Below are 10179 nucleotides of genomic sequence, written 5' to 3'. Positions count from 1 at the left end.
CGCCCGCCCGGACCCTGAGTGGCGTACGCCGACAGGTCGTGGGTCTGCTCGACGTCCACGTCCGGCCCGGGGCCGGCGACCCGGGCGGCGGCCAGGTCGGCCGCCGAGATGATCTGGGTCGGACCCTCGATCAGTTCGTGGACCGACAGGTCGTCGGCCGGTTCCTGTTGCTCCCGCCGGGCCATCACGCCCCCAGCAGACTCTGGCCGCAGACCCGGACCACGTTGCCGCTGACCGCCCCGGACGCCGGCCAGGCCAGCCAGCCGATGGTCTCGGCCACGTCCACCGGCAGGCCGCCCTGCGACATGCTGTTCATCCGGCGGCCCGCCTCCCGGACCAGCAGCGGGATCCGGGCGGTCATCCGGGTCTCGATGAACCCGGGAGCGACCGCGTTGACGCTGATCCCGCGCCCGCGCAGGGCCGGGGCGAGCGAGTCGACCAGGCCGATCACCCCGGCCTTGCTGGTCGCGTAGTTGGTCTGGCCCCGGTTGCCGGCGATGCCGGCGATCGAGGAGACCGAGACGATCCGCCCGCCGGGCGGGATCAGCTCGCGTTCCAGCAGTACGTCGTTGATCCGCTCCTGGCTGGAGAGGTTGACGTCGATCACCGAGTCCCAGCGGTCGGCGTCCATCCGGCCGAGGGTCTTGTCCCGGGTGATGCCGGCGTTGTGCACCACCACGTCGACCCGGCCGTGCCGGCCCGCCAGGTGTTCGGCCAGCCGGGCCGGCGCGTCCGGCGCGGTCAGGTCGAGCTGTACGGCGCTGCCGCCGATCTCGTTGGCGACCTCGGCCAGTTCGTCGCCGGCCGCCGGGACGTCCAGGGCGACCACCTGCGCGCCGTCGCGGGCCAACACCCGGGTCAGCGCGGCGCCGATGCCCCGCGCCGCCCCGGTGACGAGCACGATCTGCCCGTCCAGTGGCCGGTCCCAGTCCGCCGGGGGCTGCGCCGGCCCGGCGCTTACCCGGATCACCTGCCCCGATACGTACGCCGACCGCCCGGACAGCAGGAACCGCAGGGTCGCCTCCAGGCTGGTCTGGGTGCCGGCGTCGCCGGTGGGGGTGACGTAGACGAGTTGGGCGGTGATCCCCCGGCCGAACTCCTTGCCGATGCTGCGGGTCAGCCCCTCCAGGGCGCGCTGGGCGGTCGCCTCACGGGACGAGTCGCACTCCTCCGGCGGGGTGCCGAGGACGATCACCCGGCCGCTGGGCAACACCGATCGGGCGTACGGGTGGAGGAAGTCGTAGAGCTGGCGGAGTTGGGTGGAGTCGGCGACGCCGGTGGCGTCGTAGACCAGGGCCCCGAAGCGTGCCTCGGCGTCGACGGTGGCGGGGTCGCGCAGCTCGACCCCGGCGGCGGCCAGGACGGTGCCGACCGGCTCGGCGAGCCGGCCGCCGCCGGCCGCGCCGAGCAGGACGGGGCCGGGCAGCAGCGGGTCACCGGGATGGTGCCGGCGCAGTCGCGGCGGATCGGGCAGCCCGAGACGCTTGACCAGCGTGCGGCCGGCCCCCGATTGGACGAAGCTCGCGTACCTGTCGGTCATAGGCGTAGCCTACTGGCCAGTAGGTTGTGGGCAACCCCTGAAACGGAGGCGGGATCGTGCAGAGCATCCGGCGGGTCGCGGTCATCGGCGGCAACCGCATCCCCTTCGCCCGGTCCAACTCGCGGTACGCGAACGCGTCCAACGCCGACATGCTCGGCGCGGCGCTGGACGGGCTGGTCGCCCGGTTCGGGCTGGCCGGGCAGCGGGTCGGCGAGGTGGTCGCCGGGGCGGTGCTCAAGCACTCGAAGGACTTCAACCTCACCCGCGAGGTGGTGCTCGGCTCGAAGCTCGACCCGCACACCCCCGCGTACGACATCCAGCAGGCATGCGGCACCGGCCTGGAAGCGGCCATCCTGGTCGCCAACAAGATCGCCCTCGGGCAGATCGAGGTGGGCATCGCCGGTGGCGTCGACACCACCTCCGACGCCCCGCTGGCGATCAACGAGGATCTGCGCCGCACGCTGCTCCGGCTCAACTCCGCCCGTACCCTCGGCGAGCGCCTGAAGATCGCCGCGAAGCTCCGCCCGCACCAGCCGTTCAAGCCGGAGATCCCGCGCAACGCCGAGCCGCGTACCGGACTGTCGATGGGGGAGCACGCCGCCCGTACGGCGCTGCGCTGGAACATCGACCGGCAGGCCCAGGACGAGCTGGCGCTGCGCTCGCACCAGCGGCTCGCCGCCGCGTACGACCGGGGATTCTTCGACGACCTGGTCACGCCGTACCTGGGGCTGACCCGGGATGCGAACCTCCGCCCGGACACCACCCTGGAGAAGCTCGGCTCGCTCAAGCCGGCCTTCGGGCACCGGGGGCCGGACGCGGAGCGGGCCACCATGACCGCCGGCAACTCCTCGCCGCTCACCGACGGCGCGTCCACGGTGCTGCTGGCCAGCGAGGAGTGGGCGCGGGCGCACCACCTACCGGTGGCGGCCTGGTTCTCCTGGTCGGAGACGGCCGCCGTCGACTTCGTGCACGGCGACGAGGGCCTGCTGATGGCCCCCGCGTACGCGGTGCCCCGGATGCTGGCCCGCGCCGGGCTCACCTTGCAGGACTTCGACTACTACGAGATCCACGAGGCGTTCGCCTCACAGGTGCTGGCCACCCTGGCGGCCTGGGAGTCGCCGGAGTTCTGCAAGGACCGGCTCGGCCTGGACACGCCGCTCGGGTCGATCGACCGGGAGAAGTTGAACGTCAACGGCTCGTCGCTGGCCGCCGGGCACCCGTTCGCCGCCACCGGCGGCCGGATCGTCGCCACCCTGGCCAAGCTCCTCGCCGAGCGGGGTGGCGGCCGAGGGTTGATCTCCATCTGCGCCGCCGGCGGCCAGGGCGTGACGGCCATCCTGGAACGCTGACCCGAGGTCCGGCCGGCGGTGGCGCCCTGCTCGCCAGTTGCGGCATGTTGCGGTGTCGCTGACCAGGGATAGTCCAAGACGCCGCACTCGGTGTGGCGTCTGGTTACCGGGGAAGCCAGCCGAGGAAGCGGGCGTGCAGGGCTTCGGCGGGCTGGTGGCGCAACTCGGACGCCGCGTCCACCAGTTGCATGCCGAGGTAGACGCTGAGGGCGGCGGCGTTGTCCGCGTACTCGGCGAGCAGCCGCCGTCGCCGGTCGGGACACGGCCACGGATCGCCGCAGCCGGCGCACTGCCAGCTCGGGCGGCGGGGCACGTGCGCCGCCGGTGCGGGAACCGGCCGGACCCGGATCGCGTCCAGCTTGGCGAGCACCCGCCGCTGCCGTGGCCCGGACGGGTGGCCCAACTCGACGCCGCGCAGGTGGATCCAGACGCCGTCGCTGTGCCGTTCCCGGCGGCCTATCTCGACGATCCGCAGAGTGAGGGTGCCCAGCCCGTAGCAGTAGTGCTGCTCGGCCAGCTCCACGACGTCGCCGACCCGGAACGGGAACTCCGGCCGGGTCGTCACGGTGTCCCCTGGGCACCCGACCCGGCGGCGGGGGCGGCCAGCCGGAGTATCCAGACGAAGGTCAGCAGTGGCGCAGGCCGGGGCATCGCCCGACGACGCGGCCCCCACCACCCCCGCCAGCCCGGCCATCGTCCGGGCGGATCCGGTGGCAGCACCGGCCGACCCAGGTCGACCAGGCGGTTCGCCGCCGCGTTCGCCGGCTGGCACGGACCCGGGACCAGGCAGACCACGCAGAGGTGGCTCGCCGGATCGGGTACGTGGCTGTCGAGGATCTCTCGTGCCGCTTCCGCCTCGGCCTCGTCGCGATGCCACACCTGGCTGTGCCTCGACCGGTAGACGCCCATCTCCCACTCCCGTCGTGTGGGGGCGGACGCACGGCGGGCTCACCGGCCGCGGGGGGAGTGCGGGCGGTGACTGTCGCTGCCGTACGACGGGCCGTACGCCCGCCCGGTCACGGTTCCGGCGGTTGGCCGCCGGGTTGGCCGAGAGCGGTCACGCAGGGGCACGCCAGCCACCACTCGGGTGCGCGTGGACGCGGCTGCGAGTGGTAGACAGGAGGGGAGTCGTTCCCCGGGCGTGATCCGTCGTGGTTGCTCCCGTCGACTCGTGCCGGACCGGGAGTGGGAGAGGCCGCCAAACCGACCCACCCCGGTCCGTTCTTTGTTTGCCGATCACCAGCCGTCACAGCAGCTGTACCCACAGGATGCACAATGGACGGCGAATGTGCAAGATTGCAGTTTCAGCGTTTTCCATGAAAGCTGAGGGCTGGGAGGCGACGATGGTGAAGGCTTCGACGCTGCGAGCGCAGTGGCTCGGGCAGCAACTGCGCGAGATGCGGGAGTCGGCTGGTCTGACACTCAAGGACGTCGGCGACTACATCAACCGCAACGCCTCGACGGTCAGCCGCCTCGAATCAGGCGTGGTCGCTGCTCGGGTACCGGACGTGTTGGCCTACCTCGACCTGTGCGGTGTCGACGACGGTCGGCGACGCGCGGATCTCACCACGATGGCCAAGGACGTCTGGCAGAAAGGCTGGTGGGACGGCTTCGCGGCCGACGTGGTCGGCTCGCTCATCGACTGGATCTGGCTGGAGAGCCGCGCCGAGGAGATCTACTCGTTCGAGGTGGCGGTGGTTCCCGGTCTGCTCCAGACCCGGGCGTACGCCGAAGCGCTCATCCGGATGGTCGACTCTGATGCCACGGAAGAGCAGATCGGTCGCTATGTTGAGATCCGATTGGCGCGGCAGCGTCGGCTCGAGGGCGGCAGCCCGGTGAAGGTGTCCGTGGTGATCGACGAGGGAGCGCTACGCCGGCCTGTCGGCGGCGCAGAGGTCATGCGGGCGCAACTGGAACACCTCTGCGCGGCAGCCGAGCATGGTGATGTGGAAGTGCTCGTGCTGCCGGCCTCGGCAGGTGCCCACCCGAGCCCTGAGGGAGCCTTCAACATCTTTCGGATGCCTGCGCCGTACCCGCTGGCGGGCTGTATCTCCACGGTCGCTGGCAATCTGGTGATCGAGGGTGCGATGGCCGATTCCGTTCTCCGGATCTACGATCGGCTGCGTGGGATGGCGCTGCGGCAGAAGCCGACCCGCACGTTCCTGACCGAGCTGATCAAGCAGTTGGAGTAGGCGGATGGTGGCGCGATCGGTGGCGACATCCTCATCACTGCCGCCGGTGGCGTGGCATGTCAGCACGAGAAGCGGAAGCGGGGGTGGCAACTGTGTCGAGGCTGGTCCGGTGCTGGACGACACGGGTCGCGTCGCCGTGCGCGACAGCAAGGACCGCGACGGGGCGGTGCTGCTCTTCGACGTCAACGGTTGGAGTTCCTTCTTGAACGGTATCCGTGCCCGGAAGTTCAAGAGCTGCTGAGCTTGGCCGGGACGTCCTGGGTCAGCGTGTCGATGCCCTGACTCGACTCACGCCCGCTCGTCCGAACTCCGGATGACGAGACAGCAACTTCTAGATCGACAGGATCAGGTGCGGTTGTCTGCCGTCGTTGACGAGTCTGTGGTGCGACGACTCGTCGGTGGGCGGTCAGTGATGAGGAACCAGCTCCTGCACCTGACGGCCGTGATGGAACGGCCAGGTGTCGACATTCGGGTGCTGCCGTTCGGTGCGGGTGCGCACGCCAGTCCCGATGGACAGTTCGACCTGTTTCGAATGGCGGAGCCCTACCCCGACGCCGCCTGCATGCAGACTCCCGCCGGTGCCGTCTACGTCGAAGCGGACAAGGCCGCGCCGCTGCTGTCCGCGTACGATCGGCTCTGCGACGCGGCCTTGTCGACCACCGACACCGCCGCGCTTCTGACGGATCTGGCGGCGCGTCTGGAGTGAGGGCATGACAGCATTGAAGGCAACGACAGCCAAGATGCTGCCCGAGGTGGCCTGGCGCATCAGCACCAAGAGTGATGCCGGCAGTGGCAACTGTGTCGAGGCTGGTCCGGTGCTGGACGACACGGGTCGCGTCGCCGTGCGTGACAGCAAGGACCGCGACGGGACGGTGCTGCTCTTTACCGTGCCTGGTTGGAAGTCCTTCCTGGACGGGATTCGCGCGTTGTCGGTCGAGGATCGCTGATTATGGCCCGGCCATCCTGGGTCAGCGTGTCGATGCCCTACGTCCGTCCCCGCTCCTCTGGAGAAGCTGAGGCTTGGGCCGAGGAGGCGGCGAGCCAGGGCGGTGTCGGTACGCAGGCCCTGCGTGAGGTGACCGAGGTCGCCGCCTCTCCCGAGGTGGCGGAAGGTCTGCGGATCGCGCTGGATTCCCCGGTTGTCGTCCGTCGGCGACTGATGCTGCTCGACGGTCGGCCGGTTGAGCTGACCGATTCGTACTACCCTGCCTCGTGGGCTCGGGGTACCGCCCTGGGTGAGGCGCGCAAGATTCGCGGTGGAGCCGTCAGCCTGCTTGCCGACCTGGGTTACCGCCCGGGGCGGGTCAGCGAGGATGTCTACACGCGACAGCCCACAGACGCCGAGCGAAGCGCGCTCCACCTCACGGACCGGGACTGGGTGCTCGGCCTGACACGGGTACTCAGTACTGCCGAGGGCATGCCGATCGAGCTGAGCGTGATGACGATGGTGCCCCAGGGGCGGCGCCTACGGTACGAACTGACCGTCGAGTAGCAACCAAGGGCTCACACGTCGATCATCTGGCGGAGGACCTGTCGTACCTCCGCCACCTGCTCGGGCCGGAGCCGGTACACCGGCCCGTGCCCGGTCAGCCGGTTCGCGGAAACCGTCCGTACCTGTTCGGTGATGACCCAGCCGGTGCGCCGGCCGGGCACCTCGATCGCCACCCGGTGCAGCCAGCCCGGCCGTTCGCGGGTGGTCAACGGCAGCACGCTGACCAGCGCGCCAGCGGTCAGGTCGAGGTGGAAGCGGGACGACACCACCAGGGCGGGACGCTGCCCGGCCTGCTCACGACCCTCGGTCGGGTCGAAGTCGAGCCACCAGATCTCCCACGGCTTGACCCGGCTCACGCCCGCTCGTCCCACGGGTCGCCGACGGGTGCGTCGACGCCGTGCCAGTTGTCGGACTCGACGAGGTATTCGGCCCAGCCCTCCGGGTCGGTGGCCCGGTAGTGGTCCATCGCGGCCACCGCCTTGGCTCGCCAGTGCTCCTCCAGCAGGCGCTTGACGGCCTCGTCGGCGCTCACCCCGCCGAAGTCCTCGGCGGCGACCCGGAGCACCTGTTCGCGCGTCTCCGGGCTCACCCGCATCATCGTCGTCATACCGGCAAGTATACCAACTCGTAAACTAGTGCACCGGTTCGACGGTACGGCGGCTGAGCAAGATCTTCGGCGGCTTACGGATCAGCAAGGGGTGCTGTCTACGTCTCCATCGAGTGTTGTTGACCGTTGATGACCACAGACGGAGTGCTGGTGGGGGCCGGCGCGATGAGCATGGTCGCGGAGGAGCGACACCTGCGGTACGAGCTGACCATCGACTGATCGACGGCGCAGGTGGCCGAAGCATGCTCGACCGCAGCTCACGGTTCATGCGCGGTCTCTGGCCACCAGTCCTGATTGACACTGCCGCGGGTGTGCCAGGATTCGACGCGCGGTCGCGCCCTTCAGGTGAGGCGTTGTGATCGGCGAACCGCTAACGTAACGGGCATGACGTGGGTGGCAGATGCACGAGACGGACGGTTCACCGTCCCGCTCCTGACTGCCCAAGGTGCGGCCGTTCACCTCGGCATTCCGGCGAGCACCATCAAGCAGTGGATCCGCGACAGCGACGGTGGCAAGCCGACGATGCATTCCGTCATGCCGGAGTCTCCGCATGGCCCTCGCCTGCCCTTCATCTCCTTGGCGGAGGCTCAGATCCTTCGTGAGCTGCGTAACACCGGTCTCTCCATGCGCCATATCCGGGCTGGCGTTGAACGGCTGAGGAAGATGACCGGCGAGGAGTACGTCCTGGCTACGAACACCATTGCCACGGATGGCGCAGAGCTGCTTTACAACGCGGCTACCAAGGTTGCACCAGAGTGGGTCCGCGCCCGCGACGATCAGATGACCTTCCGCCAGGTGGTGGAGACGGCCCTCAAGTACGTTTCCTACGCTGCGGACGGCTACGCTGAGCGAATCATTTTGCGGCCTTATGGTGCTGCTGATGTGATTATCGATCCCCGATTTGGATTTGGTCAGCCGGTTTTCGAGAGAAGAAAAGTGCGTGTCGAGACGATCGCAGACCTCTTCTACGGCGGCGGCGAGTCGGTAGACGACATCGCGGATGAATACGACCTGACCACTGATGAGGTGGAGACGGTCCTGCGAGTGATGGCTCGGCGTGCAGCTTGAGTTCCTTGCCGACAGAAATATCGGCAAGCGGGTGGTAGGAGCATTACGGGCGGCAGGGGAGACCGTCCACACGCTGGCGGAAGTCTATGGGGAGGTGGAGGCCCAAAAGGTTGAAGATGATTCATGGATCGCGTATGCGGGATCGATGGATTGGGTCGCGCTCACCAAGGACAAGCGGATCAGGCATGTCACTCACGAGCGCAACGCGGTCCGCGAGCATGGAGTCGTTCTCTTCGCCTTGGCAAACGCCAACCTCGGGTTTGCTGAAATGGCTGGGGCCTTCCTTTCCGGTATGCCTCGTATCTACGAAATCTGTACCGCTCGCCCCGGTGGTTCTATCTGGGTGGTTCAACGTGACGGATCCATCGACCGCTTGTGGCCCTGAACACGTACGACGGGATGGTTACAACGTTCGATGCGAGCGCTCGTCGCGACACGACGAGCGCTCGAGTTAATCAGACCTCGACAGGGCTTATGGCCCCCTACGTGGTCGCCTGAGGCGATGCCGGAGAATGGCGGGGTGACGACGATCCCGAACGTGCTCGCCAACCGGTACGCCTCGCCCGAACTGGTCGCCCTCTGGTCCCCGGAGGAGAAGATCCGGATGGAACGGCGGCTCTGGCTCGCCGTACTCAGGGCCCAGCGGGACCTCGGCGTGGCGGTGCCGGACGGGGTTGTCGAGGCGTACGAGCAGGTGCTCGACGACGTCGACCTGGCCTCGATCGCGGCGCGCGAGCGGGTGACCCGGCACGACGTGAAGGCCCGGATCGAGGAGTTCAGCGCGCTCGCCGGGCACGAGCACGTGCACAAGGGGATGACCTCGCGCGACCTGACCGAGAACGTCGAGCAGCTCCAGGTACGCCGCTCGCTGGAGCTGGTCCGCGACCGGGTGGTCGCCGCACTGGCCCGGCTCGCCTGGCTCGCCCAGGAGCACTCCGGGCTGGTGATGACCGGCCGGTCGCACAACGTCGCCGCGCAGGCCACCACGCTGGGCAAGCGGTTCGCGTCGGCCGCCGAGGAGCTGCTGATCGCGTACGAGCGGCTGGTGGACCTCATCGACTGGTACCCGCTGCGTGGGATCAAGGGCCCGGTCGGCACCGCCGCCGACCAGCTCGACCTCTTCGACGGGGACGCCGGCAAGGTCGCCGAGCTGGAGCGCCGGGTCGCCGGGCACCTCGGGTTCAGCCGGGTGCTGGACAGCGTCGGCCAGGTCTACCCGCGCTCGATCGACGTGGCGGTGCTCGCCGCGCTCTCCCAGGTGGCCGCCGCGCCGTCGTCGCTGGCCACGACGATCCGGTTGATGGTCGGCCAGGAATTGGCCACCGAGGGCTTCAAGCCGGGCCAGGTGGGTTCCAGCGCGATGCCGCACAAGATGAACACCCGCTCGTCGGAGCGGGTGAACGGCTTCGCGGTGATCATCCGGGGGTACCTGTCCATGGTCGGCGAGCTGGCCGGCGACCAGTGGAACGAGGGGGACGTCTCCTGCTCGGTGGTGCGGCGGGTGGCCCTGCCGGACGCGTTCTTCGCCGCCGACGGGCTCTTCCAGACCTTCCTCACCGTGCTCGACGAGTTCGGGGCGTACCCGGCGGTGATCAGCCGGGAGCTGGAGCGTTTCCTGCCGTTCCTGGCGACGACCAAGATCCTGGTGGCGGCGGTCCGGCGGGGCGTCGGCCGTGAGGTCGCCCACGAGGTGATCAAGGAGCACGCGGTGGCGGTGGCCCTGGCCATGCGCGAGAAGGGTGCCGCCGAGAACGACCTGTTCGACCGCCTCGCCGCCGACGCGCGTCTGGGTCTGTCCCGGGCGGAGATCGACACCCTGGTCGCGGACCCGGCCACCTTCACCGGCGCCGCCCAGGCCCAGGTCGAATCGGTGACCCGCCGTGTCTCCGCGGTCGTCACCGCCCACCCCGAGGCCGCCGCCTACTCCCCAC

Annotated in this window: 13 protein-coding genes and 2 pseudogenes; 9 read left to right on the top strand and 6 right to left on the bottom strand. The window is 69.3% G+C overall.

What is annotated here, in order from left to right; translation table 11 throughout:
• Together E1166_RS26580 and E1166_RS26575 are read right to left on the bottom strand one after the other, a co-directional pair.
• Positions 1–188, bottom strand: a pseudogene (locus E1166_RS26580) (hypothetical protein); the annotation flags it as partial.
• Entirely contained in the window at positions 185–1540 is a 1356-nt protein-coding gene (locus E1166_RS26575; RefSeq protein WP_132342675.1) for a 3-oxoacyl-ACP reductase, read from the bottom strand. The pseudogene E1166_RS26580 and the gene E1166_RS26575, both read right to left, overlap by 4 nt.
• Positions 1541–1596: 56 nt before the next feature.
• On the opposite strand from E1166_RS26575, the gene E1166_RS26570 reads away from it, so the two are divergent.
• On the top strand, positions 1597–2889 hold the full coding sequence (locus E1166_RS26570) for an acetyl-CoA C-acetyltransferase (RefSeq protein WP_132342674.1): 1293 nt from the start codon (positions 1597–1599) through the stop codon (positions 2887–2889).
• A gap of 103 nt (positions 2890–2992) precedes the next feature.
• On the opposite strand, the gene E1166_RS31635 is transcribed toward E1166_RS26570, so the two are convergent.
• Both E1166_RS31635 and E1166_RS26560 read right to left on the bottom strand, forming a co-directional pair.
• Positions 2993–3454 (bottom strand): hypothetical protein, encoded by a 462-nt coding sequence (locus E1166_RS31635; RefSeq protein WP_132342673.1) that lies wholly within the window; start codon positions 3452–3454, stop codon positions 2993–2995.
• Positions 3451–3798, bottom strand: a complete 348-nt coding sequence (locus E1166_RS26560; protein WP_132342672.1) for a hypothetical protein — start codon at positions 3796–3798, stop codon at positions 3451–3453. Before E1166_RS26560 ends, E1166_RS31635 begins: the two co-directional genes overlap by 4 nt.
• A gap of 434 nt (positions 3799–4232) precedes the next feature.
• On the opposite strand from E1166_RS26560, the gene E1166_RS26555 reads away from it, so the two are divergent.
• From E1166_RS26555 to E1166_RS26535, 5 genes and pseudogenes are all read left to right on the top strand, one after another.
• Positions 4233–5081: a helix-turn-helix transcriptional regulator gene (locus E1166_RS26555; protein ID WP_132342676.1), complete on the top strand. Its 849-nt coding sequence runs from the start codon at positions 4233–4235 to the stop codon at positions 5079–5081.
• 4 nt (positions 5082–5085) lie between these two features.
• The gene (locus E1166_RS26550; RefSeq protein ID WP_132342671.1) at positions 5086–5322 is read left to right on the top strand and encodes a DUF397 domain-containing protein; all 237 of its coding nucleotides are present in this window, start codon (positions 5086–5088) and stop codon (positions 5320–5322) included.
• A gap of 54 nt (positions 5323–5376) precedes the next feature.
• Positions 5377–5787: pseudogene (locus tag E1166_RS26545) on the top strand (DUF5753 domain-containing protein); the annotation flags it as partial.
• A 4-nt stretch (positions 5788–5791) separates the two neighbouring features.
• Complete coding sequence (locus E1166_RS26540) at positions 5792–6028, top strand: DUF397 domain-containing protein (protein WP_132342669.1); 237 nt, start codon at positions 5792–5794, stop codon at positions 6026–6028.
• Between the two features lie 32 nt (positions 6029–6060).
• Positions 6061–6573, top strand: coding sequence for a UTRA domain-containing protein (locus tag E1166_RS26535; protein WP_279433236.1), 513 nt, complete (start codon positions 6061–6063; stop codon positions 6571–6573).
• An 11-nt stretch (positions 6574–6584) separates the two neighbouring features.
• Here E1166_RS26535 and E1166_RS26530 read toward each other — a convergent pair whose 3' ends face one another.
• Both E1166_RS26530 and E1166_RS31205 read right to left on the bottom strand, forming a co-directional pair.
• Positions 6585–6929, bottom strand: a complete 345-nt coding sequence (locus tag E1166_RS26530; RefSeq protein ID WP_165942719.1) for a type II toxin-antitoxin system PemK/MazF family toxin — start codon at positions 6927–6929, stop codon at positions 6585–6587.
• Positions 6926–7180: a hypothetical protein gene (locus E1166_RS31205; protein ID WP_165942720.1), complete on the bottom strand. Its 255-nt coding sequence runs from the start codon at positions 7178–7180 to the stop codon at positions 6926–6928. The genes E1166_RS26530 and E1166_RS31205 overlap by 4 nt, the downstream gene beginning before the upstream one ends.
• 384 nt (positions 7181–7564) lie before the next feature.
• On the opposite strand from E1166_RS31205, the gene E1166_RS26525 reads away from it, so the two are divergent.
• The 3 genes from E1166_RS26525 to purB all read left to right on the top strand — a co-directional run.
• A complete protein-coding gene (locus E1166_RS26525) occupies positions 7565–8248 on the top strand; it encodes a DUF433 domain-containing protein (RefSeq protein WP_132342666.1) in 684 nt (227 codons plus the stop codon).
• Complete coding sequence (locus E1166_RS26520; RefSeq protein ID WP_132342665.1) at positions 8238–8633, top strand: DUF5615 family PIN-like protein; 396 nt, start codon at positions 8238–8240, stop codon at positions 8631–8633. The genes E1166_RS26525 and E1166_RS26520 overlap by 11 nt, the downstream gene beginning before the upstream one ends.
• Before the next feature lie 135 nt (positions 8634–8768).
• Positions 8769–10179 (top strand): adenylosuccinate lyase (purB, locus tag E1166_RS26515; protein WP_132342664.1); only part of this gene is annotated, 1411 nt, incomplete at its 3' end.

The organism is Micromonospora sp. KC213 (assembly GCF_004348325.1).
GTDB lineage: Bacteria > Actinomycetota > Actinomycetes > Mycobacteriales > Micromonosporaceae > Micromonospora.
Note: the sequence above shows the minus strand (reverse complement) of the source record. Positions and strands in the feature narration are given on the sequence as shown.